The organism is Klebsiella sp. 141198, assembly GCF_050600785.1.
Lineage (GTDB): Bacteria > Pseudomonadota > Gammaproteobacteria > Enterobacterales > Enterobacteriaceae > Klebsiella > Klebsiella aerogenes.
On sequence record NZ_JAQIRM010000008.1, the window covers coordinates 43430 to 64336 of the forward strand.

A 20907-nucleotide genomic window follows, 5' to 3' on the forward strand; every position below is an offset into this window, starting at 1 on the left:
AGCGTAGCGCAAGCCGGGACAGGCTCAGGTTCGTTTATACAGCGGCAGCCAGATTGTTAATCGCAGGCCACCCAGCGGGCTATCGTCGGCTTTAACCCAGCCGCGATGTTGCTGAATCGCCGTTTCGACAATCGCCAGCCCCAGACCGGTGCCGCCGGACTCGCGATCGCGAGCCTCGTCGGTACGATAGAACGGACGGAAAATCTGTTCGCGATCCTCCGGGCTGACGCCCGGGCCGTCATCATCGACGTTGACCGTAATCCCGTCTTTATCCACCGAGAAGCTGACGGAAATTTTCGTGTGCGAGTAGCGCAGCGCGTTGCGCACGATATTTTCCAGCGCGCTTTCCAGCGCATTGGGGTTACCGTACAGCGGCCAGGGGCCCGGCGGATACTCAACGGTAAATGATTTCCCCATCTGTTCGGCTTCAAATGCCGCGTTGTCCAGCACTTCGCCCCACAGCTGATTCGCTTTCACCGTCTCGCTGACCAGCGCGTTTTTTGCCTGATTACGCGACATCACCAGCAGGTCGTTGATCATGCTGTCCAGCCGATGCGCTTCGGTTTCGATACGCTCCAGCTCTTTGCTTTCACCGCTGCGGCGGCGCAGCAACGCGGTGCCTAGCTGCAGGCGGGTTAACGGCGTGCGTAGCTCGTGCGAGATATCCGACAGCAGCCGCTGCTGGCTGGTCATCATTCGCTCAAGCGCGGTCACCATCTGGTTGAAGCTGGCCCCGGCGGCCAGAAACTCCTGCGGACCGGCTTCCAGCTCCGGATGCTGCCGCAGGTTACCCTGGGCAACTTCGTCGGCGGCGTTTTTCAACTTGCGCGCCGGCTTCGCCAGGCTCCACGCCAGCCAGAGCAGCAGCGGGGCGCTGACCAGCATCGTCACGATAAGCAGTAATAGCGGACGGTCAAACAGCAGGTTGATGAAGTCGGATTGTGAAGTGCTGGCAGGGCGGATGAGATAAAGTTGATAATTATCTTCACCATCCCTGACGGAAAACGGGCCGACCATCTCCAGGCGTCCGTAACGCTTCTTCTGCGGATGATCGGCATTATCGGCCTGGCCGATAAAGTTACGAATGATCTGCATTTCGTTGCGTTCTGCGCCGATCACGCGGCCTTCGCTGGTGACCAGCAGCAGTCGCTGCCCCGGCGGCGCCCACTTATCGATGGCGCGAAACAGACGTCGCCACCACATCAAGTCGTTCGGCGGATCGTTCGCCAGTTCGGCCTCGACGTGTTGCTCAATCATGATGCCCTGACGTTGCTCGCTTTCCAGCAGCTCGGTCATCTGGCGCGAGTCCAGCTTGGGCAACATCAGCACCAGCATCAACACCAGCGCCAGCGTGAGCCAGAAGATAGCGAAGATGCGTGCGGTTAAACTTCCAATCATGAAGCAGAAACCATCAGATAGCCGCGTCCGCGCAATGTTTTAAACCACGGATGGCCGTCTTTGCGCTCCGGCAGCTTACGCCGCAGGTTGGAAATATGCATATCGATAGCGCGGTCGAACGGCGTCAGCCGCTTGCCCAACACTTCCTGGCTTAAGTGTTCACGTGACACCACCTGACCAAGATGCTGCGCCAGCAGATACAGCAGGGTGAACTCGGTGCCGGTCAGCTCCAGCGTTTGCCCATCAAAATTGGCTTCCTGACGGCCCGGATTGAGGCTTAACGCATCCACTTCCAGGGTCGGAGAACCGGATTCGGTAGTCTGCTGCTGCTCGCTCCAGTGGGAGCGACGCAGAATCGCGCGTATACGCGCCACCAGCTCGCGATCGTTAAACGGCTTAGGCAAATAGTCATCCGCCCCGAGTTCGAGGCCGAGAACGCGATCCAGCTCGCTTCCGCGCGCCGTTAGCATGATAACCGGGGTCTGGTGTGTCTGACGTAATTCTTTAAGCGTGTCGATACCGTTTTTCTTCGGCATCATCACATCAAGCAAAAGGAGATCAATGCTGTCGTCAAGAAGCGCCAGCGCCTGTTCACCGTCATGGGCAACGAGCACATTAAAACCTTCCATATCGAGCAGCTCTTTTAACAGGGAGGTGAGCTCCCGGTCATCATCAACTAACAGGATTTTATTCATTGTTTAAATACCTCCGAGGCAGAAATTACGTCATCAAGGCTCGCTAATCCATGACTTTACGTTGTTTTACACCCCCTGACGCATGTTTGCAGCCTGAATCGTAAACTGTCTCTCGTTGAATCGCGACACAAACGTTTTGGGAGTATGTGATGCGCAATGTTATCGCTGCCGTCATGGCCTCAACGCTGGCGCTAAGTGCTACTAGCCAAGCCGCTGAAGTCGTTACCGGCGTTAACTGGCTCCACGGTGAAGAGGGAGCCCAGCGCAGCGGCCAGAGCCATATGTTTGACGGCATAAGTCTAACCGAACAGCAACGACAGCAGTTACGGGATCTTATGCAACGGGCGCGCCATGACCGGCTCCCTGTTAATGTTAGCGAACTGGAGACAATGCATAGCCTTGTCACCGCAGATAAATTTGATGAAAGCGCTGTGCGCGCTCAGGCAGAAAAGATGGCGCAGGAACAGGTTGCCCGCCAGGTAGAAATGGCGAAAGTCCGCAACCAGATGTATCACCTGCTAACCCCTGAGCAGCAAGCGGTTTTAAATGCTAAGCACCAGCAGCGTATGGATCAGTTGCGTGAGGTTGCAAGGATGCAGAAAGGCTCAGCCATGATGCTTTCCAGTAGTAGCAGTACCGTGCAACCCAAGTAACAAACCCTGTTTTCCTTGCCATAGACACCATCCCTGTCTTCCCCCACATGATGTGGGGGTTTTTTTTATCAATCACTTACCTCTGTATTCAAATCAAAACAACGACTTAAAAAGAGTTGTGAAGGTTTGGAACGCTTTCAAATTTCCCGGAGTGTGGACAGTATATGGACACTCCGGGGTGCACTTTATGCCGCAATTCCCCCCTGTAACGGGTTCAACGTCACCGCGTTTTGCAGGTAGTCAGGCGACAGGTGCGCATAGACCATCGTTTGCTGAATATTCGCATGCCCCAGGATCTGTTGCAGCGCAATAATATTCCCGCCGTTCATCATGAAATGGCTTGCAAAGGTGTGGCGCAGAATATGCGTTGCCTGGTTTTCCGGGATATCCGGCTTCACCTCCCGCAGTATCTTGCAAAACCTCTCATAATCCACTTTGAACAGCTTCCCGCTGGCCTCTTTTTTCACCTTTTTTTCCAGTTCTTCAGAGATTGGCACCGTCCGTTTTTTCCCATTTTTTGTCTTCAGGAAAGTCACGCGGCAGTTGACGATATTCGACCGCTTCAGTGTGGCGACCTCTGACCATCTTCCGCCAGTGCTCAGGCATAACAGGGCAACTAACAGATAATCCCCCTCCAGAACGTTCAACAAACTGCTGATCTCTTCTCGCTCCAGAAATGTCATTTCCGGGTTTTCTTCCGCCAGTGGTGGAAGCCCGTTAACGGGGTGCTGCCCGCTAAATTCCTCAATCTGTATTAACTTCGTAAACATGCCAGATAATCGGTACATCTCACGATTAATCGTTGATGCCTTGATCCCGGCATTCAAACGGCTTGAGCGGTAATCCATTAAATCTCTTTTGCTTAACCGACTAACGGCGGGATCGCCGAGGCCGCTTATTGTCTTCAAAAGGTGATTGAATTCCTTTTTGCCGTTTTCATGGTTTTGCCCGTGGTACCGCCACCAGGCATCTAGCAACTCACTTAAAGGCCGCCGGTCGGCGCGCTTACCAGCCCATTCTTTTTGGCTGGCGTTCGCTATCGTGTATTGCTCAAACGCGGTAGCTTCTGCCTTTCTGTCAAACGTCCTGCGGATGCGGCGTCCTGCTGCCCCGCGCGGTCTAATGTCCACCATATAGCGACCATCATCGAGCTTCTTAATCGACATAAGAAAGCCCTCCGGCGCAGTTATCACTATCTTGGTAACAAATAGTGAAAATGTAATGTTTATAAATTGTTAGCCAGTCTGTTTCCCGGATTGGTCTGATTCCGTTGATTCTGGCCCAATGTGCGCGAGGGCCGGTGCGATCTGACCAGCCTGCGGGGCGGTTTTGTCAGTCATCAGCCATAGCGTGTATTTTTGGAATTGTGTTGTGTTTGTTACCTGCATAAGCACTTGTAAGCCAGGTGTTTTATATCCTCCTTCGTAGTTTTTGACCGTACCGAGCGCTAGCCCGCACGCCTCACAAAATCTCTTCTGTGTTAACCCTTCAGCTTTACGAATAGCTTTAAGTTTTTGGCCTATCTCCATTGACAAGGACTCCCATTGGTGACTATATTCACCGCAAAAGGTAACCATATAGAAACCTTTTAAGGCGTAAGAACCAGCCGCTAGAACGTTTTCAAACGGTTTAGAAAGGGCTGGATCTTACGAGATTAACACGAGCTAACAGGAGCGTGAACGATGGAAGCGAGTGATTACGCGATCAAATATCCGCTTGATGCTGTCCATGTGGAGAAGTTCGCCGAGCTGATCGGCAAACCAAAGTCCGCCGTGGAAGAAATGATCAAGGCAAGAAAGCTGCCGGTGATTGAGCTGCGCGACCCAACCAAACCGAACGCCCGCGCGGGTGAACGCTGGGTGTATATCCCTGAGTTCAACCGGGCAGTGCGTGAGGCGTATTACAACCGTCCGGTAGAGCAGCGTGATGCCTGGTTGCTGTGGATGGGGCTTTGATGCGAACTGCTTCAGGGAGTGGATACATGAAAAGTGGAATTATCGGAGCGGTCTCGCAGCTGAATAGTAAAACCAGCCTTTACCGTGGCTTTACTATTCTGAAGCTCCCACGCAAAAAACCATACAGCCGCCAGCGCTATCAGATCACGCATAGCGGCCATTACTTCGGGATTGACTTTGCATTAGCTGAAGCATGCAAAACGATAGACCGAATTATTAATAAAAACCGCTTTATTACTCATTAATTACAAGGTGTATCGATGAGCACTGAAAACATCCCTTCAATTGCCAGCCTGCTGAAGCATGGATGCCAGGTCACACATTTCAGGAATACACGCGGTTGGATTGAAACTCCTGACGGGCGTTTCTTTAAGCCGGAGCCTAACAAGGTTCGTTTTATTAAAGAAATGAACAGACCTTTTATTTATACGCAGAAAATAAATAAAGGGATTGTCGCTGCGTTGATTAACGCGCTTAAAAAAATCCTGTAGCCAAAGGGGCCATTATGTTTACCGAAGAGAAAACATCGTGGGAACGTGAAATGCTGATACGCGAAGCGGTGGAAAGCGCAGAGCAGGGCTTCACCGTTCACCTGAAGAACGGCGCTCGCGTTAACGTCACCGCTGACAGCCCGTCGATTGACTTAATTATTTACGGTCTGGAGAAAACAATTCGCGGTAATCATGAACGTGCGCGAATGACGTTTATCGACTTTTTGTATTACTGGCACGAAAGGTTATTTAAACAGGTTAAAAGAAAACCGCGCCCCAACCACTAATTAACCAGCGTTAAAAATAACGGCATTAATTTTGCCGGGGCTTCGTTTTGCCTTTTTCAGGAGGTCGCCATGTCGATCAAGTCAATAAAGTTGGAAAGCGGAATAAGTGATCCGGAGTTTATGCAAATAAACACCGATGCACGCATAAGTGAGCGCGCCCAATTGTTGGGGCTGCTTCGCATCTACATGGGCTTACTGAAAAAGGAAAGCCTCACCCCGGAAGAGATTTATTCATCAGTCGAGCGGTGGATCGTCAACCGCGAATTAACCAATACAGAGGGTAACAAGCAATGAATAACGTCATGTTAGATGTTCGCGTACTGGGAAAGTCCCCCGACTCTCCAATTTTCGCCATCGAGTGCGTTTTCTTCGAGCCGTCCACCATGACGATCGGCCCTAGTTACTACCGCGCTGTTGATATCAGAACAGTGGGAGGTATTTACCCAGAAGCGATGTTTCAGCTCATGAGAGCTGATACGGCGCAACGAGCCGAGGTAATCAACGCAACGTGCAGCGCGATCGATGCCGTTGCGGGGGCCTGTAGTTTTATCGCTTCAACTGCTTCAAAGCACGAGAAGCTCTTTTGTTGGTCTGCGGGTGACTCTCTTAGTGTTGCAGCGCTGGCGCATGCTGTTTCCCGGTATGATTTAGAGCCATTCCTACCGCCATTTGAAGTCCGCAACCTTTCAACGCTAATTCATATCGCAGGCGTTACCGGGTACGTCCCACACCCGCGCCGCTCTTCTGCTACCTACCTGCTGACCGATGCCGTTTATCGCGCCGAACAGGCGTGCGAGATCTGGCAGCGCCTGACTTCCCCACACCTCGAATCTCTGTGAGGGCATGATAATGATTAAGTCACCGATAAAATGGGCGGGCGGTAAAACTCGCGTCATGCCGCAGCTGCTGAAACACCTGCCTAAAGCTGATTGTCTGATAGAGCCATTTGTAGGCAGCGGAACCGTATTTATGAATACGGATTACCGCCGTTATGTGCTTTGCGATAGCAATCCAAATTTGATCAACTTTTTTATCCAATTAACAGGACGCCCAGCGGACACAATTGCAGCATGTCGGGAGATGTTTAACGGGGGAAATGACGCTGAGGAATTTTATAAACGCCGTGTGGAGTTTAATTCGCTAATTCAAAAATCGGACTCAGATCCGGATGCCGCACTGCTTCTGGCTGCGTATTTTCTGTACCTGAACCGCCACACATACAATGGGCTTTACCGCGTCAATCTCAAGGGGGAGTTTAACTCCCCATTTGGCAAGTATGCTTCACCTTACTTCCCCGAAGGCGAAATGCGCCTGTTTGCCGAAAAGGCTAATGATACAAAGGCGGTTTTCGTTCATAGCGACTTCCGCGATTCAATCCGTGACGTCATGCAGCTGGAGCATGACGCCGTTATTTATTGCGATCCGCCGTACATCCCAACCAGCACCACCGCCAATTTCACCGCCTACGGCAAGCCCTTTACTGTTGATGATCATCGCGATTTGGAGGCGGTTCTGGTGGTCGTTAATCGCCAGCACGGCACGCGCTCGGTTATTTCAAATAGTGACACACCGGAAACCCGCGAGATCTATTCCTCCTTCAACCTTCACCCCTTGAGCGTGCGTCGTTCCGTGAGTGCGAAAAGCCGGGATATGGCTGGCGAGGTAATCGGCGTTCTGCGCGTGTGTGATGGCTGCGGCCGTTCTGGTGGTGGTTGCTGCCCGGACTGCGGCCCGGCGATGGGAGATGCGACATACGCCGAGATGTTTTTAGGGGTAGATCCAGCAAAGGGTTATGAAACTCAGGGGGCATTCTGATGAACAAGATTGATGCCGTTGTAACGCGGGTTTTGGACGTCCGCCCTTATCGCGATTTCTGGATCGTGGAGGTCGAGGTGTCGAGTTGGGGCGGATACAGCCAGACGACCGTTATCTGCAATTCCGAAAAAGAAGCCCGGGAAGTGCGTACCGGCGACACCGTGACGATTTGAGGCTTGCGAATGAACGAAGAAACCAATTATCGCCGGTTCTGGCGAAACCTTGTGATCTGTTGTGCGCTTTGCTCGCTGTTGTTCTGGATCCCGATGGGGTATCTCGCATTTCGTGTTGGCTCTGCGGTCTGGGATGCGCTGTGGCCTCTTATAAAAATGTAGTGAAATCAAAGGAGAAAACTAAATGGCTTTGTACGAAGAGAAGTATCAACTCAAAGGAAATGAGCTAATGAATCGGCTGCTTGAACAGGTTGATGCATGGAAATATGTCAATAAATACAAGTCAAAAAAGCAACAAAAGGCGGCATTTTGCCGCCAGAGCTTATTGCTTGAAAACGAACAATGAATCGTATTTTCCAGGATTAAGGTTATCTGCATGAAGATCAGTCAGTCCAAGCTTAGCAATGCCTTGAACGAGAGCCAGGTATGCGCCAAGACCATCAACAGTAATGACGCGGTAAATATCACCAGCTTCATTTTGAATCGCTGTCAGCATCGGCATGCCACCAAGTTCAGCATCCTTCGCTTTGCGGACTACTTCGGAGATTTTCTCATCAATGGAGGACTTCACTTTTCCTTCTACATATTTATCTTTCATTTTTATCCCTTTTTTGCTGTATGCGTTGGCAATACTAACCATCTGCTGCGTTTGAGGGCAAGAAAGTTTGCCGGACATGGCGAGCCAGAAAAGGCAGATCATGTCTGACTATTCCTCCTTAGTTTGGGAATGGAACGCCAAACGGCAGGCTATTAACCCAAATCACGCCGCAGATCCTGAAATTGAGTATCTCACCCCAAAAGGCGAGCGGAAGACGCTCGCCTATGGTGATCTCGTTGATGCGGTTTACCGTTACCCCATGCGTCCACGCGAAGGGGAGGCGCGAGAAGCATTTGACCGTAAAGGCCGCGCCAGCTATCTCCGGCGCCGGGTGCAAACGCTCCCGGCATTTATCCGTAAGCGTTTCGCCCAGCACCTTGAAAACCTCGAACGCAACAAGCCAAAAGATGTGGTGCGCTGGTTGTTCGGTACCTTCGAGCGTCATGTTTTACGCCGTATTGATGCGGTGAATGCGCAATACCTGCCTCAAAACAACCTGCCCGCAATTCTTATCCCGCTGCGAGATGAATTCCATCTGCTGCCGTGGGCCGACAAAAAGCGCCTGAAACGACTGGCTTATAAGCTCGCCAACCTGATGAAAAGCGAGTTTATGCGCGAGTTTGATTTTCAGTATGAGAAAACCTCTGATGTTGAGTTTTCCACGCTTTACGCATACGGATTTATCGCCAGTAAAGCGACAGCGCTCAATATTGCGATCCCGGGCTGGGATAAATATTGCGATGAATCTCTTCAGGCCGAAGATGCACTGCGTGCTATTGCGCGCCTTCAGAAAGAAAAATGGTGGCTGAGTAAAATCCGCCGTATCCACGATCGCTGGCGCGAACACCTCATGATCGCAACGGGTTATGTCAGCAAGGTGGCATCGCCATATTGCTCCGATCCCTGCTTCAGGGAGTGGGTAGCCCAGAAGAAAGCAAACCTTGAATTTCTTAATGCGATGGAGCTGGAAGACCAGGACACCGGCGAGCGTAGTTCTTTGCTGGATAAGGTCATGGGTAGCGTATCCAACCCGAAGATCGCGCGCCATGAGCTGATGGTACGCATGCGCGGGTTTGAAGATATGGCTAACGAAATGGGCCTGGTCGGCATGTTCTACACCTTGACTGCGCCGTCGCGTTATCACTCAACGCATGTGCAATCCGGGAAGCGAAACGATAAATACCGCGACGCCAGCCCGCGCAAAACTCAGAAATACCTCTGCAAAGTATGGTCGCGCGTCCGAGCCAAATGGGGGCGCGAAGGAATTCGCACCTTTGGTTTTCGTGTTGCCGAACCGCATCATGATGGAACTCCACACTGGCACCTGTTGTTATTCCTGCGACCAGAAGAGGCTGAGTACGCCACAGCTATTTTCCGCAAACATGCGCTGCGTGAAGACGGTGGCGAGCCAGGCGCTCAAGAGCACCGTTTTACCGTCACGCCGATTGATGAAAAATTTGGCTCAGCGACGGGATACATCGCGAAATACATCTCAAAGAATATCGACGGTTACGGCATGGATGGCGAGTTAGACGACGAGTCAGGCCAGCCAGTCAAAGAGATGGCAAAGCGCGTTAGGGCGTGGGCTTCTCGTTGGAGCATTCGCCAGTTTCAGCAGATTGGTGGCGCTCCCGTTACTACCTGGCGCGAGCTGCGCCGGTTGGGTAGCCGTGAGCTGGTATTGCATCCGGAACTTGAAGCGGCCCGCGCGGCAGCTGATGCGCCGGACTGGCCGGGATACACCAACGCACAGGGCGGCCCATTTGTTCCGCGAGATTGCCTGCGCGTTCGCCTCAACTACGAATACACCGAGGATGGCAATGATTATGGTGACACGGTCGCCAAAATCACTGGTATCTATTGCCCGTACTCGGGCGGTGATTCTGTCATTTTCACCCGCACCACCGATTACAAGATTGTGCCTAAGCGTAAGCCGTCGCCGGTCGAGAATTTGACCTTAGAAGGCCGCGCAGCGGCCCCTCGGAGTTCTGTCAATAACTGTACGGGGCGCTCCGCTTCGGATGGAAAACCACCGTCAGAAACGGCGGTGACAGCTGATAAAACTGCGCCAGACGAAAGTTCAGTGACAGAACTTCCGCTGAATATCGAAGACTTAAGGCGATATTCACGCCAGCAAAGGCAGGAGATCACCTCCAGGCTGAAAAAAACCGGTAGCGAAAGCTCAGATCAAGCCTTCGTACGCACTGCGCGAGGTCTTCGCACGTCTGTTGATGATGAAACCGCGCTGACATGGGGGCCAAAAGTTACCGCCGCGAAAGATATGAGCCTGACGCCGGAAGAGGCAGAGCAGCGCTGGCGGGAGCAGCTGCGGATCGAGGCCGAACGGCGCGCGAATAACTACGCCGCAGCAGTTGCGGAATACCAGAGGAAAAAGGCCGAAGCCGCACTGCGCCAGGCGCAGCAAAAAGAAGTATTGCAGAAGAACGGCATTCCAGAAGAGGTGATCGACTGTATCGGCGCGCAGCTGCGTAGCTGTCGGATTTTCGTCAGTGATGACGTTGTGCGGTCAATCGCCGCCGGTGCTCGCGTTCGCCACGGTGGCGGGATGTTGGCGGCGGACGGTGGCCGGTTGCGTGAGGTGAAGGTGTGGGGCGCAGGCGAGAAAGATAAACCAACTTCCGAATATATGGCGGTGTGTGACCTGGTCACGCGCTGGAAGAAGGCGGCCAAACAAAAGGCCAAAACTGAAGTTAAGGGGAAAAAATGAAATCAGCATATATCAGTTACTTCGAAGGGTACGACGCAAAAGGGAATCTGATCTACAACGGGAACGGCGCTGCAACCGTAGAGCACAGCGATGGTGAATGCATCGACCCGTCAGAGATTAAAGATCAGCATTGCACCTTCCTGCTGAAAAAAGCCAGAGAAGCCAACAATCTTGTTTCCCGGATTGTTATCAAAAACCTTATGAAATTGTGATTTGGTGGCCGGTCATGGTCGCTTTTGACCGTGCTGGCCATTCTATCGAGCACCGTCATTTTTGGCGGTGCTGCAGGTTGGTTTTTTTGAGGATAAGAAAGCGATGAGTTATCTGGGAAGTAAGGCGGCCAGCGGTGTTTATCAAAAAATCATCGCTGAAATGCCGCCGCACGATACCTACATTGAAACGCATTTAGGCGGCGGCGCGATCATGCTGCGTAAACCTCCGGCAAAAGTGAATTGGGGGATCGATATCGACCCGCAAACCGTCGAAGCATTTAACCAGGACAACCCTGATTTTCTGGATAGGCTGGCAGATACGTTGTTTATTGATGTTGGCGATGCCGTTGAGTTTTTACGTCGTTTCGATTACTCCTCTGCCGGTCGGGTATTGATTTATTCCGATCCGCCATACCTTCATGAAACACGTTCCAGTTCCGCGCGTTATCGACATGAATACACCGTTAGCGATCATCACCGCCTGCTTCAGTGCCTCTGCTCGATGCCGGAAAGCGTGAGCGTAATCGTATCCGGGTATCCTTCTTCTGTTTATGACAACGCTTTGCAGGGCTGGCGCTCGCGAGAGTTTCAGGCCATGACGCGAGGCGGCGTGCGAACGGAGAAAATCTGGATGAACTTTCCAGAGGGGCGCGCGTACTCTCACACTTTCGCGGGTAAAGACTACAATGATCGTTACCGTATAAAGCGGAAAGCAAACCGTTGGAAAATGAAGTTTTTGGCCCTCCCGCATGCCGAACGTTTGGCGATAATGCAGGCGCTTTGCGAAGTCGAGGACTAAAAGCGGGCGGATAATCGGTTAGTAGTGGCGTAAAACTAACCGATACACAATATGTAGTGATAATCCGAAATATTGTACGCACACACAGCAAAAACTGTTGCTATGGTTCATGCTTTACTATACATAACGTAACCAATAGCAATATCAAATGAGCGCGTACTGCGCATACCTCTAAGCAGTCGCGCATAGCGATTGTTTTTATATTTATGATTTTATTCTAATTTCTGGATAGCAACCGGACAAAGGAGGCGGATATGTCATTTGCATTCGGATTGTCATTATCCGGGGCTATGTTCAGTTCGAAAGAGCGACTGACCAAGGCTCTGAAGGACAACAAAAACAGTTACACCATTAGTCGTGATGGCTATGTATCTCTTGACCTCAACAAAAAAGAGGTTGTAGATGCAATCACTCGCCAGATTGAGAAACTCGGCGATATCAAGGAAGAGTCTGGAAAGAAAGGTGAATGAATACAATCATTCTCGCCGTCGTTTTGATTAGTGGCTACCTCTACGTAACTAGATCTGTTTCAGCTCGATATAAATTTAAGCGTTCCGAAGGTTGGGACGCTTATTTTTATGTTGCAGCGTGGGGCGTCTTGTTTACCCTCGTTGCTTGGCTTTTGTGCTCGTTTATCAGTGTGCTAGGTATCTTTCGCTGGATTTATGGCTTCCTGCTGTCGCATGACTTCATCGCGGAAAGCACTATCAAGCGTGTTTTTCCCCTATCCCCCGCAGAGCAATTTAAATTCGCAGATCTGAAATTTGCAGTTTTTGGCGTGACGTCAATGTTGTTAGCCTGGGCGGCAGGGCGTGGCATGAGGTGGTATGTCTGTCGTAATGCTGACAGAAGGATTGATGCGCTGGTTAAAGCCGTACATCACGACCCTTTGGAAAGCCTTCTCATTGAAGCAGCCGTTAGAAAAATGCCAGTAATCATCACCTTAGGTTCGCGGAAATTCTATGTTGGGATAGTTGATTGCCCTCAATTTGAGCATGGTAAAACTGATTACTTGCAGATGTTACCGCTGCTTAGTGGTTATCGTGATAAAGATACTCTGACAGTGAACGTAACAACGAACTACAAGCGACACTATATGGATAGCGGTATTCTCGGCGGCGCCGGGGATGGTCAGATTACACTCGCAGACTTCAGGACGCTGGTTCCTAAAGATGAGATAGAAGGGATATCATTCTTTGATACCGATACTTACTCGCAATTCAAAGCAAAAGAAGAGGCGGACAAAATCGGTTCCACTATGTTATCCCCGGCGTTTGTTCCCAGAAAAAACGGGAGTTAACCCTTCGTTGAGCAGTACACAAGAAGAGGCCTGGTAGGCCTCTTTTTTTGCTTTTCGTGAACGCAAGAAATTGCACAAATTTGCACAATTTTTGAAACGATGTTTTTGCTGCGCAGCGCCAGCATTGGCGGGGCCTGGGCGGTCTGCACAAAGTGCACAAAAAGAGGTCGGTTTAGCGCGCAGGCGAGGCGGGGGAGCAAGCGCGCGTAAAGGGGGTAAGGGAGGGGGGCGTATCGTTCGCCAATCGCGTCCTGTCGCGCGCTGTCTTCTGGTGCAGATCCGGATGATGCGAACGAGTGAATGCGCCAGAATGGCGCTGGCGGCGTCTGGTGAGGTGTAGTAGGGATTCGAAAGTGAGTGAGCGGCCAGTGTGGCCGGGTACTGATACGGGGCGGCGAGTACCGCACCGCCAGAAATGACGATGCGGCCTGGTGTTACTTCGTGCTTTCGAGCAGTGCGTAAGGATTGAAGCGGATCACCTCTTCGCCCAGCCAGTCGTTAACATGCTTCATGGCTTCCATGTATGGCGTCAGCTCGTTGACGGCGAAGACGCGAGCCGCCTTCTCGATATCGCCAAATGATCCGTTGCCTTCCGGAATGGCGCCCATTAATTGAGGCGGCACCCGATGTGCGGCTAACATGTCATCGCGGGTGGAGGACTTCACCCCTACGAATTCATCCTTTGCCGATATCTGGCTGAACGGCAGGATCTGCACGGAGTCTTTGCCGCCGTTAGGGGCGTGAAGAAGAATGTTTTTGAATGCCCCGCCGCGTCGGGTATCTGTTAGCGTCTTCTTCAGCTTGTCGAGGCTCTCCTGATCGGCCATTGCGCTGTTCACGTAGACGATACACCCGGCATGCGAGCCATTGTCGTAATAGAGTTTGCGGAACTTGTCGGCAGAATGTGCCAGGTTAGCCGACAGCAAACCGGCGAAATACTCCGGCATACCGTAGATCTCCTGGTGAATATCCGGGCTAAGAACATGGCAGACAGAGCCAGTTGTAAACTGGTGATCCTGTAGCCCGGATTGAATAAACCAGTAGGTGTCCAGGTCGGAGCCGCGACGGGTATATTTAGCCAGCGAGTTACGAAAGCCAAGAGAACCGCCAAGCCGGTTTTTCCTCATCTCCAGATAGCCGTTCCCGAATACGAACCAGTCCAGCGCGAAGGATGAGAATACCTGGCGGGAAAGCAATTTGTGCGGAATAAAGCACCCGGCCAGCACGTTGCGTTTGAAATACAGCGCCGACTGGTGCCAACTGGCATAGCCGAACTGGCGCGCCAGCCCGTACCAGTCAACCGGCGTTTCGTAGTATCGCCCGTTGTCGGCGCAGTACATGTTATCGAGCAGGTCATACGCGCCACTCACCGGCCAGGGGCCATCGAATGTGAACGAGTTCAGCTCGGGTGCAGCTTTTAGCGAGACGGCGAGATCGGCCTGCTCCCTGGCATACTGCCTGCCGCGCATGGATTTTCGTTTGCTCAAGGTTAATACTCCGTAACTGTCATACTGCTGCCGCCTTCCTGTCCCAGCGGCTCGTTAATGGTGGCAAGCATCGTCGCCCAGGCGAGATCGCCGTGACTGACGCCGCGCGAGCGGTCAGTGTCGTAAGTGATAACGCCGCCGGGGGTAACAATCTTGCGAACAGAGTTGAACGCGCCAACGAGATCAAGCTCTCCCCGGTCATATTCCCAGCGGCCACCGCGAACGAGCTGCTGCATCTTCAGCACAAGCATGCGTTTGCTGGCCGGTGAGAACTGGTAACAGACCGCTGCCGGGAAGTGCTTTTTAACCAGCTGATAAACGGCCTCACCGATGCCGGTACCATCAATCCCGATGTGTTGCACGTTATAGCGACTCAGCATGCCGATAATGAGATTGGCCTGCTCTTCGAACTCCATCCCGCGTATGCGTAGCGTCTCGACGGTGCGGAACTTGCCACCGGCGACCATTGGTACGGCATTGACTGAAATGGCGCCGCTGTCGCCTTTGCCGCTGGCACCGTTGGGATCGTAGCCAATCCAGACCGGGCGATCCGCCATCGGGCGGGAGGCATACGGGCGCCAGTCGGGCCAGTCGTCGTAGCCGTCTGCGCCGCATGCCAGCAACCGGTTATAGTCAAAGGCGCTTTCACCGCTTTTGATGAACTGGCACCCGTACAGGTTGTCGTATTCCTCCGGGCTGTTTTCGTCGCGGATTTCGTCAATGTCGGTCAGATCCCAGCCGTGATCGATAGCGTCCTGCAATGTGACGATCTGGCGCCAGATTTTGTCCGGGCACATCAGCCCGCTGTTTAGCGTCTTCCAGGACGTATCGAACTCAACCCGCTTTCCGTGGCTGCGCCCTTTGTTGAATGCTTCACCTGTCCAGAAAGGGTAAGCCTCATGGCTTTCTGCTGACGGGGTGGAGAAATAGGTACGCGTCAGCCCTTTTAACGTCGCCATCGCACCGGCTACTTTCTTCAGGTTGGCAAACTGGCCGACCCAAAAAAATTCATCAAAATACAGATTGCCGGTGTACGACTGGGCCGTCGCAGCGGACGTGCCGAGGAAATGCAGCTCGGCACCGTTAAACAGCTGGATCATGTCGCCGCCTTTCAGCTCAACATCAACCTCAGCGGCAGCAGAGCGAATAAAGCTGCGGAACTGATACGCCTGGCGGCGGCTCGCCGACAGAAAGATCTGGTTACGTTGATGCTTGTACTTCACATCGTCGGAAAGGGCGCGCACCAGGGCTTCGCGCGCAAAGTACCATGTCGCGCCAACCTGACGGCTTTTCAGGATCATGCGGTTGCGCCAGTGGTGGTTGTCGTACCAGCCTCTTTGATGCCAGTGCAGTGAGCCGAGAATATTCTCGCGCAGTGCTGCAATCTGCGACTCTGAGAAATAGTTTTGTTTCTTGCGGATCTTCTTCTTCGGCTGGGTGGCTGCTGTGCCGTTGTCCAGCTTTTTCAGCTGGCGCGTAAGCAGATCAATTTCTTTGAAGTCGCCGCCGGTCTTCTTGTCTTTGGTGGTGAGCTGTATCAACCGTGCATCAATGGACGTCGTCACGCGCTGGATCGGTGGCGTGGCGTCCCATTCATCACGCTTTTTCCATGAGTAAACCGTGTTCTGATTAATACCCATCAGGCGTGCAATCTCCGCTGGCGGGTACCCCTGCCAGTAAAGCTGCCGCGCCCGCTGCATGATGAATGCTTCTTCAATCGCCATTTGTCCTCCTCGCTTCCTGCCGGGGAGATTAACCCGCGCGCGCGTGCCCTTTCGCTCGCTTTTGGTTGTGGTGATTCCCTCACAACAACAACGCGTTGAGAGCGCACGTCACCCCCTGCCATCATCTCCGGGAACTCAGAAACCGAGCGAGTAAACGAACATGGCAGGCACAGCAAAACCACGTAAGAAATTCCGCGTTGCCGTCTCCGGAAACACCGTTGATGGCCGCGAAATTCAACCGCAGCACCTTCGCGATGCGGCAGCGAATTACAACCCGGAGGTGTACGGCGCACGCGTCAACATTGAGCACTATCTCTCTATGTTCCCGAACAGCGATTTTGGCGCGATGGGGGATGTGGTGGCACTCAGCACCGAAGACATTACCGACGGCCCGTTAGCGGGACGAACCGCCCTTTATGCCGAGATCGAGCCATCAGATCGCATGGTGCAGATGACCGACAAAGGCCAGAAAGTCTACTCAAGCATTGAGCTGCATCCTCAGTTTGCCCTCAACGGAAAAGCCTATGTGGTGGGGCTGGCGATGACCGATACCCCGGCGAGCCTGGGTACCGATCGCCTGAAGTTTGCCGCGCAGCAACGTGCCTCGGTGATGGCCTTTAACAACCAGCAGGGCGAAGCGCCAATGTTTACCGAAGCCCTGGAGGCTGAGGTGATCGAACTGGCCGCCCAGCGCAGTGATGAAGGGGTTAAGTGGTTTAACCGGGTGATGGGCATCATCGGCAAAGGCCAGAAAACCGACGATCAGCGCTTCAGCCAGATGCACCAGGTCGTTGAGGCCGTGGCGCAATCGCAGTCAGAGCAGATTGATCGCTTTAACACCGCAGAGCAGGAGCGCCAGCAGGACAAAGTCGCCATTGAGAAACTCACCAGTGAGCTGGCCGAACTGCGGCAAAAGTTGAGCACCACAGATGCCAGCTTTAGCCAGCGACCACCGGCGGGCGGCGGCGCGAACGCGCAGCTGGCTGATTACTGATATTCACAACGAGAGCAGAGAACATGGAAAACAATACCCGCCAGCTGTTTGACCAGTACATTTTGCGCCAGGCGCAGTTAAACGGCGTATCGCCTGCGGCAGTTGCTGCGAAATTTGCGGTTGATCCAACCCGTCAGCAAAAGCTGGAGCAGGCAGCGCAGGAGAGCGATTCTTTCCTGAGCAAAATTAACGTGTTTGGCGTCAATCAGCAGATCGGTCAGAAAGTGTTGATTGGTAGCAAAGGCCCGATGGCTGGCGTCAACAACAGCACCACTACCCGCCGTAATCCGGGCGCAAATCATACGATGGAGCCATTTGATTACATGTGCCGTAAGGTCAATTACGACTATGGGATCAGCTACGAACAGCTTGATGCCTGGGCGCATATGCCGAACTTCCAGCCGTTGATCAGCGCCGCGATGGCTCGTCAGATGTCGCTGGATCGCATCATGATTGGCTTTAACGGCACCAAATACAGCGACCCGTCAGATCGTGCGGCTAACCCGCTGTTGCAGGATTGCGGCATTGGCTGGCTGCAAAAAATCCGCACTGAAGCCTCACACCGTGTGATTTCCGGCGTCACCATCACCTCACGCGATGAAGATAACAAAGTCATTGCAAAAGGCACCTACGGCAACCTCGGCGCCGCGGTCTATGACGCGAAAAACAGTCTTATGGATGAATGGCACAAACGCAATCCGGATAACGTGGTGATCTTGGCGGGCGACCTGCTGACTACCGGCAATTTCCCGGCCATTAATGCCATGAGCCAGACTAACCCGAACACCGAAATGCTGGCCGGTCAGCTGATTGTTGCGCAGGAACGCGTTGGAAACATGCCGACCTTTATCGCGCCTTACTTCCCGGTAAATGGCGTACTGATCACGCCGTTTAAAAACCTGTCGGTGTACTACCAGCGCGGCGGACTGCGCCGGACGATCAAGGAAGAGCCGGAGTACAACCGCATCGCGACATACCAGTCCTCAAACGATGACTTTGTGATCGAGGACTACGGCAACGTCGCATTTATCGACGGCATCACCTTTGCCGAGGCGCCGGAAGGCGGCGCGTAACCGCACACTGGCGGGCTTCGGCCCGCCGTTCATCGGGGAAGAAAGAATGCTGACACCGGCACAACGACATTTTCAACGCGTCATGGCTGAACGTCATGGCAAGGCTGAGGATTTGTCCGATACGGCGCGCACTGCGCATGAGCAGATCCTGCACCGCATGCGCATGGATATGGCCGCGCTTAAAAAAATTCAGGGCGAGCAGGCGAAAGCCGCGCTTAAGCGCCAGATGCTACCCAATTACGAGGGGTGGATTGAGGGAACGCTCGAAGGTAATAGCGGCCGCCAGGATGAAGTGATCACGCGCCTGATGATTTGGGCGATAGATGTTCGTGATTATCCACTGGCGGCGCGAATCGGGCGTTACGTCATCGCGCATAACCTGGCGATGCCAGACCGCTTTAACCGCACGGCGGCGACAGCTCTGGTCGATGAAATTTGTGATCCGATCCTGGTTCAGGTTAAAGCCGACGACAGCACCGACGTATCGCCATATCTGGCGGTACTCGATGAAGTAGCCGAGTTTACCGCAGCCAGCGATATGCCAGACATGGTACGCGCCAAACTCCACAAAGCACGCGCTTTTGCACTGCGCAACGGCACGCCTGCCGAGCAGGAAACCGCACTAGGGCTGCTGCGTACTGCACTGATCATGGATCCTGGCGCAGGCGTGAAAAAGCTGATCGACAAACTCGCCAGCCAGCTGAAGAAAACCGCTGCTGCGGCTATTTCCGAGGGTGAGTCTACTGGCGACGATGGCGAAGAGGGACAAAGTGATAGCCCTGCAGCACCACCGGTTCCGGCGGTGGCGGCCGGAAAGCCTGCGCCTAAAGCCGCCCGTAAAAGCACAGCCAAAAAACCAGCGGCGCGCAAAACCACAACGAAAAAAGCGCCTGCCGCCAAAAAATAACCGACTTGCGCCCCGTGCGCTGGCGGCGCGGTCGGAGATCTGCAACGCACTGCGTTTTCTTTTCTCCGTCCGCTCACCGCCACCTTTTCTGGAGACTACACCATGAGCCTTGTAGCCCCCCGCACAATAACCCCCTCAGCAGAGGATGTGCCGGATGTGGACGATGGCGGCGAGAAAGTCACCGCCGGTGCGTTCTGGCCCGAAATCGCGTTGAGCGATGCCCGTAAAGAGATGCGCATCACTGGCGCGGTGACAACTTCGCGGCTGAAGCATGTTGTTATCGAGGCGGTGGGCCATGCCGCTGACCAGCTCGATACCTGGCGGATCGAACAGCAGAACGCCGGATTTGCATCACTGGATACCGTGCCAGCAATGGAAATTAACGGGCAGAGCGCAAAAGTTTACCGCTGGCGCCGCGCGGTTTACAGCATAGCCCGCGCTCTGCTGATCGAAACGTTCCGTGATGTGGATACGACCGGCGACGCCGGGGAGAAGAAAGCCGCTGCGCTGGCAAGCCAGGCAAACGATCACTGGCGTGATGCGCGCTGGGCTATCTCCGATATTCGCGGCGAAGTTCGCAATTCTGCGGAGGCATTCTGATGAAAGTAAAGGCCTTACAGGGCGATACGGTGGATTTGCTTTGCCAGCGTTATTACGGCACCACCCAGGGCGTTACCGAGATTGTGCTTGCTGCGAACAAGTCACTGGCCGATCAGATCTTCATGGAGGCCGGGCAGGTGGTGGAACTGCCGGAGGTGAGCGCCTCGGCGACAAAGGAGACGGTGCAGCTATGGAGTTAATAAACCGCGCCTGGAATTGGGCAGCATACCTCTGGTCGGTGTTCCTCGGAAGCGTCGGCATGATGACGCAAAAGGACTGGCTGACGGCTATTGCGGCAGTAACAGGGGTAGTGGTGGCGGTGTTAGGTGAAATGCATCGCCGCCGGATGGCCCGTATCTATGAAACCAATAACGTGCTGCTGAACGATTTGATCGACGCCATTCGCGACGACACGGAAAACCGGCAGGACGTTAAAGAGCTGATCCGCACTATCAGGGAGGCGCCACGATGAAAAAGGGCGTTATTGCCTGCTCAGTCGCCGCGATTATCTCGCTGGCCGCCGTGCTCTGGCCGCAGTCACTGCGTACCAGCCCGGAAGCGCAACTGAAGATGGCGAAATATGAGGATTGTCGCAAGACCCCGTATTACTGCCCGGCAGGCGTACTAACCGTGGGGATCGGCTCGACCGGGAAAGTGCAGAACCGGGAGTATCCCGAGCAGGAGATCGCAGAGCGCTGGGTGAATGATCTGATGCGCGCAGAGCGTTGCATTAACCGCGAGTTTAACGGCGCAGCTGCACCGCAGCGTGTTTTCGAAGCGCTGACCGATGGCGCATTTAATGTCGGTTGTAGCGGGCTTGCCTGGTACACCAACAGGCAGGGGAAAAAGGTAAGAACGACAATCTGGCGTAACGCGCAGTCGGCTGACTGGCGCGGCGTCTGTGAGCGGGTAACGGATTTTGTTAACTCAGGCGGCAGGCGCTTGCAGGGACTGGTTAACCGCCGGGAAGAGTTCCGGGAGTGGTGCTTGTCAGATCCTGTGTTTAAGGGGGGGTGAA

At 53.5% G+C, this 20907-nt stretch carries 29 protein-coding genes; 22 read left to right on the top strand and 7 right to left on the bottom strand.

Annotated elements, in window-relative coordinates:
• Positions 1–24: 24 nt before the first annotated feature.
• Positions 25–1398 carry an envelope stress sensor histidine kinase CpxA gene (cpxA, locus tag PGR10_RS23200; protein WP_015368938.1) on the bottom strand — a complete coding sequence of 458 codons (1374 nt, stop codon included), beginning with the start codon at positions 1396–1398 and terminating at the stop codon, positions 25–27.
• Positions 1395–2093, bottom strand: a complete 699-nt coding sequence (gene cpxR, locus PGR10_RS23205; protein WP_015368937.1) for an envelope stress response regulator transcription factor CpxR — start codon at positions 2091–2093, stop codon at positions 1395–1397. The genes cpxA and cpxR overlap by 4 nt, the downstream gene beginning before the upstream one ends.
• A 149-nt stretch (positions 2094–2242) precedes the next feature.
• Between cpxR and cpxP the strand changes: the two genes are divergently transcribed.
• Positions 2243–2746, top strand: coding sequence for a cell-envelope stress modulator CpxP (cpxP, locus tag PGR10_RS23210; protein WP_015368936.1), 504 nt, complete (start codon positions 2243–2245; stop codon positions 2744–2746).
• 185 nt (positions 2747–2931) lie between these two features.
• Here cpxP and PGR10_RS23215 read toward each other — a convergent pair whose 3' ends face one another.
• Positions 2932–3912, bottom strand: coding sequence for a phage integrase (locus PGR10_RS23215; protein WP_117089489.1), 981 nt, complete (start codon positions 3910–3912; stop codon positions 2932–2934).
• Between the two features lie 69 nt (positions 3913–3981).
• Positions 3982–4275: a helix-turn-helix domain-containing protein gene (locus PGR10_RS23220; RefSeq protein ID WP_114262129.1), complete on the bottom strand. Its 294-nt coding sequence runs from the start codon at positions 4273–4275 to the stop codon at positions 3982–3984.
• Between the two features lie 153 nt (positions 4276–4428).
• On the opposite strand from PGR10_RS23220, the gene PGR10_RS23225 reads away from it, so the two are divergent.
• The 9 genes from PGR10_RS23225 to PGR10_RS23265 all read left to right on the top strand — a co-directional run bounded on the left by PGR10_RS23225 (position 4429) and on the right by PGR10_RS23265 (position 7813).
• Positions 4429–4701 carry a Cox family DNA-binding protein gene (locus PGR10_RS23225; RefSeq protein ID WP_032723883.1) on the top strand — a complete coding sequence of 91 codons (273 nt, stop codon included), beginning with the start codon at positions 4429–4431 and terminating at the stop codon, positions 4699–4701.
• A gap of 26 nt (positions 4702–4727) precedes the next feature.
• The gene (locus tag PGR10_RS23230) at positions 4728–4946 is read left to right on the top strand and encodes a DUF4761 domain-containing protein (protein WP_181246620.1); all 219 of its coding nucleotides are present in this window, start codon (positions 4728–4730) and stop codon (positions 4944–4946) included.
• A gap of 15 nt (positions 4947–4961) precedes the next feature.
• Positions 4962–5192 (top strand): phage filamentation protein Fil family protein, encoded by a 231-nt coding sequence (locus PGR10_RS23235; RefSeq protein ID WP_032705924.1) that lies wholly within the window; start codon positions 4962–4964, stop codon positions 5190–5192.
• Between the two features lie 14 nt (positions 5193–5206).
• Complete coding sequence (locus tag PGR10_RS23240; RefSeq protein WP_004187204.1) at positions 5207–5479, top strand: hypothetical protein; 273 nt, start codon at positions 5207–5209, stop codon at positions 5477–5479.
• Between the two features lie 69 nt (positions 5480–5548).
• Positions 5549–5773, top strand: coding sequence for a hypothetical protein (locus tag PGR10_RS23245; protein ID WP_430924185.1), 225 nt, complete (start codon positions 5549–5551; stop codon positions 5771–5773).
• Positions 5770–6318 carry a 3'-5' exoribonuclease domain-containing protein gene (locus PGR10_RS23250; protein ID WP_430924186.1) on the top strand — a complete coding sequence of 183 codons (549 nt, stop codon included), beginning with the start codon at positions 5770–5772 and terminating at the stop codon, positions 6316–6318. Before PGR10_RS23245 ends, PGR10_RS23250 begins: the two co-directional genes overlap by 4 nt.
• Positions 6319–6328: 10 nt before the next feature.
• Entirely contained in the window at positions 6329–7294 is a 966-nt protein-coding gene (locus PGR10_RS23255) for a DNA adenine methylase (protein ID WP_430924187.1), read from the top strand.
• Entirely contained in the window at positions 7294–7467 is a 174-nt protein-coding gene (locus PGR10_RS23260) for a hypothetical protein (protein WP_162837725.1), read from the top strand. The genes PGR10_RS23255 and PGR10_RS23260 overlap by 1 nt, the downstream gene beginning before the upstream one ends.
• A 184-nt stretch (positions 7468–7651) precedes the next feature.
• A complete protein-coding gene (locus tag PGR10_RS23265) occupies positions 7652–7813 on the top strand; it encodes a hypothetical protein (protein ID WP_023279597.1) in 162 nt (53 codons plus the stop codon).
• Here the strand turns inward: PGR10_RS23265 and PGR10_RS23270 are convergent.
• Positions 7790–8167: a hypothetical protein gene (locus PGR10_RS23270; protein ID WP_032442292.1), complete on the bottom strand. Its 378-nt coding sequence runs from the start codon at positions 8165–8167 to the stop codon at positions 7790–7792. The two genes, PGR10_RS23265 and PGR10_RS23270, sit on opposite strands and share 24 nt — an antisense overlap.
• Between PGR10_RS23270 and PGR10_RS23275 the strand changes: the two genes are divergently transcribed.
• The 5 genes from PGR10_RS23275 to PGR10_RS23295 all read left to right on the top strand — a co-directional run bounded on the left by PGR10_RS23275 (position 8166) and on the right by PGR10_RS23295 (position 13104).
• Positions 8166–10793 (top strand): replication endonuclease, encoded by a 2628-nt coding sequence (locus tag PGR10_RS23275; protein WP_430924188.1) that lies wholly within the window; start codon positions 8166–8168, stop codon positions 10791–10793. The two genes, PGR10_RS23270 and PGR10_RS23275, sit on opposite strands and share 2 nt — an antisense overlap.
• Positions 10790–11005 (top strand): hypothetical protein, encoded by a 216-nt coding sequence (locus PGR10_RS23280; RefSeq protein WP_430924189.1) that lies wholly within the window; start codon positions 10790–10792, stop codon positions 11003–11005. The genes PGR10_RS23275 and PGR10_RS23280 overlap by 4 nt, the downstream gene beginning before the upstream one ends.
• 103 nt (positions 11006–11108) lie before the next feature.
• Positions 11109–11804: a DNA adenine methylase gene (locus PGR10_RS23285; RefSeq protein ID WP_430924190.1), complete on the top strand. Its 696-nt coding sequence runs from the start codon at positions 11109–11111 to the stop codon at positions 11802–11804.
• 254 nt (positions 11805–12058) lie between these two features.
• A complete protein-coding gene (locus PGR10_RS23290; RefSeq protein ID WP_047049912.1) occupies positions 12059–12274 on the top strand; it encodes a hypothetical protein in 216 nt (71 codons plus the stop codon).
• Positions 12271–13104 (top strand): hypothetical protein, encoded by an 834-nt coding sequence (locus PGR10_RS23295; RefSeq protein WP_048299734.1) that lies wholly within the window; start codon positions 12271–12273, stop codon positions 13102–13104. The genes PGR10_RS23290 and PGR10_RS23295 overlap by 4 nt, the downstream gene beginning before the upstream one ends.
• A 434-nt stretch (positions 13105–13538) precedes the next feature.
• Here PGR10_RS23295 and PGR10_RS23300 read toward each other — a convergent pair whose 3' ends face one another.
• Both PGR10_RS23300 and PGR10_RS23305 read right to left on the bottom strand, forming a co-directional pair.
• Positions 13539–14591, bottom strand: a complete 1053-nt coding sequence (locus tag PGR10_RS23300; RefSeq protein ID WP_032414438.1) for a phage portal protein — start codon at positions 14589–14591, stop codon at positions 13539–13541.
• A gap of 2 nt (positions 14592–14593) precedes the next feature.
• Positions 14594–16315, bottom strand: a complete 1722-nt coding sequence (locus tag PGR10_RS23305; RefSeq protein WP_032414439.1) for a terminase large subunit domain-containing protein — start codon at positions 16313–16315, stop codon at positions 14594–14596.
• A gap of 160 nt (positions 16316–16475) precedes the next feature.
• On the opposite strand from PGR10_RS23305, the gene PGR10_RS23310 reads away from it, so the two are divergent.
• The 7 genes from PGR10_RS23310 to PGR10_RS23340 all read left to right on the top strand — a co-directional run bounded on the left by PGR10_RS23310 (position 16476) and on the right by PGR10_RS23340 (position 20906).
• Positions 16476–17309, top strand: a complete 834-nt coding sequence (locus tag PGR10_RS23310; RefSeq protein ID WP_032414440.1) for a GPO family capsid scaffolding protein — start codon at positions 16476–16478, stop codon at positions 17307–17309.
• Between the two features lie 23 nt (positions 17310–17332).
• Positions 17333–18382: a phage major capsid protein, P2 family gene (locus PGR10_RS23315; protein WP_430924192.1), complete on the top strand. Its 1050-nt coding sequence runs from the start codon at positions 17333–17335 to the stop codon at positions 18380–18382.
• Between the two features lie 46 nt (positions 18383–18428).
• Positions 18429–19289: a phage terminase small subunit gene (gpM, locus tag PGR10_RS23320; RefSeq protein WP_430924193.1), complete on the top strand. Its 861-nt coding sequence runs from the start codon at positions 18429–18431 to the stop codon at positions 19287–19289.
• Positions 19290–19391: 102 nt separating this feature from the next.
• Complete coding sequence (locus tag PGR10_RS23325; protein ID WP_430924194.1) at positions 19392–19889, top strand: head completion/stabilization protein; 498 nt, start codon at positions 19392–19394, stop codon at positions 19887–19889.
• Positions 19889–20089, top strand: a complete 201-nt coding sequence (locus tag PGR10_RS23330) for a tail protein X (RefSeq protein ID WP_004187236.1) — start codon at positions 19889–19891, stop codon at positions 20087–20089. Before PGR10_RS23325 ends, PGR10_RS23330 begins: the two co-directional genes overlap by 1 nt.
• Positions 20080–20361 carry a hypothetical protein gene (locus PGR10_RS23335; RefSeq protein WP_430924196.1) on the top strand — a complete coding sequence of 94 codons (282 nt, stop codon included), beginning with the start codon at positions 20080–20082 and terminating at the stop codon, positions 20359–20361. The genes PGR10_RS23330 and PGR10_RS23335 overlap by 10 nt, the downstream gene beginning before the upstream one ends.
• The gene (locus tag PGR10_RS23340) at positions 20358–20906 is read left to right on the top strand and encodes a lysozyme (RefSeq protein WP_430924198.1); all 549 of its coding nucleotides are present in this window, start codon (positions 20358–20360) and stop codon (positions 20904–20906) included. Before PGR10_RS23335 ends, PGR10_RS23340 begins: the two co-directional genes overlap by 4 nt.
• The last annotated feature ends 1 nt before the right edge of the window (position 20907 follow it).

Coding starts and splice junctions, on each gene's coding strand:
- cpxA (WP_015368938.1), bottom strand. CDS start 1,398: ATGATTGGAAGTTTAACCGCACGCATCTTCGCTATCTTCTGGCTCACG.
- cpxR (WP_015368937.1), bottom strand. CDS start 2,093: ATGAATAAAATCCTGTTAGTTGATGATGACCGGGAGCTCACCTCCCTG.
- cpxP (WP_015368936.1), top strand. CDS start 2,243: ATGCGCAATGTTATCGCTGCCGTCATGGCCTCAACGCTGGCGCTAAGT.
- PGR10_RS23215 (WP_117089489.1), bottom strand. CDS start 3,912: ATGTCGATTAAGAAGCTCGATGATGGTCGCTATATGGTGGACATTAGA.
- PGR10_RS23220 (WP_114262129.1), bottom strand. CDS start 4,275: ATGGAGATAGGCCAAAAACTTAAAGCTATTCGTAAAGCTGAAGGGTTA.
- PGR10_RS23225 (WP_032723883.1), top strand. CDS start 4,429: ATGGAAGCGAGTGATTACGCGATCAAATATCCGCTTGATGCTGTCCAT.
- PGR10_RS23230 (WP_181246620.1), top strand. CDS start 4,728: ATGAAAAGTGGAATTATCGGAGCGGTCTCGCAGCTGAATAGTAAAACC.
- PGR10_RS23235 (WP_032705924.1), top strand. CDS start 4,962: ATGAGCACTGAAAACATCCCTTCAATTGCCAGCCTGCTGAAGCATGGA.
- PGR10_RS23240 (WP_004187204.1), top strand. CDS start 5,207: ATGTTTACCGAAGAGAAAACATCGTGGGAACGTGAAATGCTGATACGC.
- PGR10_RS23245 (WP_430924185.1), top strand. CDS start 5,549: ATGTCGATCAAGTCAATAAAGTTGGAAAGCGGAATAAGTGATCCGGAG.
- PGR10_RS23250 (WP_430924186.1), top strand. CDS start 5,770: ATGAATAACGTCATGTTAGATGTTCGCGTACTGGGAAAGTCCCCCGAC.
- PGR10_RS23255 (WP_430924187.1), top strand. CDS start 6,329: ATGATTAAGTCACCGATAAAATGGGCGGGCGGTAAAACTCGCGTCATG.
- PGR10_RS23260 (WP_162837725.1), top strand. CDS start 7,294: ATGAACAAGATTGATGCCGTTGTAACGCGGGTTTTGGACGTCCGCCCT.
- PGR10_RS23265 (WP_023279597.1), top strand. CDS start 7,652: ATGGCTTTGTACGAAGAGAAGTATCAACTCAAAGGAAATGAGCTAATG.
- PGR10_RS23275 (WP_430924188.1), top strand. CDS start 8,166: ATGTCTGACTATTCCTCCTTAGTTTGGGAATGGAACGCCAAACGGCAG.
- PGR10_RS23270 (WP_032442292.1), bottom strand. CDS start 8,167: ATGATCTGCCTTTTCTGGCTCGCCATGTCCGGCAAACTTTCTTGCCCT.
- PGR10_RS23280 (WP_430924189.1), top strand. CDS start 10,790: ATGAAATCAGCATATATCAGTTACTTCGAAGGGTACGACGCAAAAGGG.
- PGR10_RS23285 (WP_430924190.1), top strand. CDS start 11,109: ATGAGTTATCTGGGAAGTAAGGCGGCCAGCGGTGTTTATCAAAAAATC.
- PGR10_RS23290 (WP_047049912.1), top strand. CDS start 12,059: ATGTCATTTGCATTCGGATTGTCATTATCCGGGGCTATGTTCAGTTCG.
- PGR10_RS23295 (WP_048299734.1), top strand. CDS start 12,271: ATGAATACAATCATTCTCGCCGTCGTTTTGATTAGTGGCTACCTCTAC.
- PGR10_RS23305 (WP_032414439.1), bottom strand. CDS start 16,315: ATGGCGATTGAAGAAGCATTCATCATGCAGCGGGCGCGGCAGCTTTAC.
- PGR10_RS23310 (WP_032414440.1), top strand. CDS start 16,476: ATGGCAGGCACAGCAAAACCACGTAAGAAATTCCGCGTTGCCGTCTCC.
- PGR10_RS23315 (WP_430924192.1), top strand. CDS start 17,333: ATGGAAAACAATACCCGCCAGCTGTTTGACCAGTACATTTTGCGCCAG.
- gpM (WP_430924193.1), top strand. CDS start 18,429: ATGCTGACACCGGCACAACGACATTTTCAACGCGTCATGGCTGAACGT.
- PGR10_RS23325 (WP_430924194.1), top strand. CDS start 19,392: ATGAGCCTTGTAGCCCCCCGCACAATAACCCCCTCAGCAGAGGATGTG.
- PGR10_RS23330 (WP_004187236.1), top strand. CDS start 19,889: ATGAAAGTAAAGGCCTTACAGGGCGATACGGTGGATTTGCTTTGCCAG.
- PGR10_RS23335 (WP_430924196.1), top strand. CDS start 20,080: ATGGAGTTAATAAACCGCGCCTGGAATTGGGCAGCATACCTCTGGTCG.
- PGR10_RS23340 (WP_430924198.1), top strand. CDS start 20,358: ATGAAAAAGGGCGTTATTGCCTGCTCAGTCGCCGCGATTATCTCGCTG.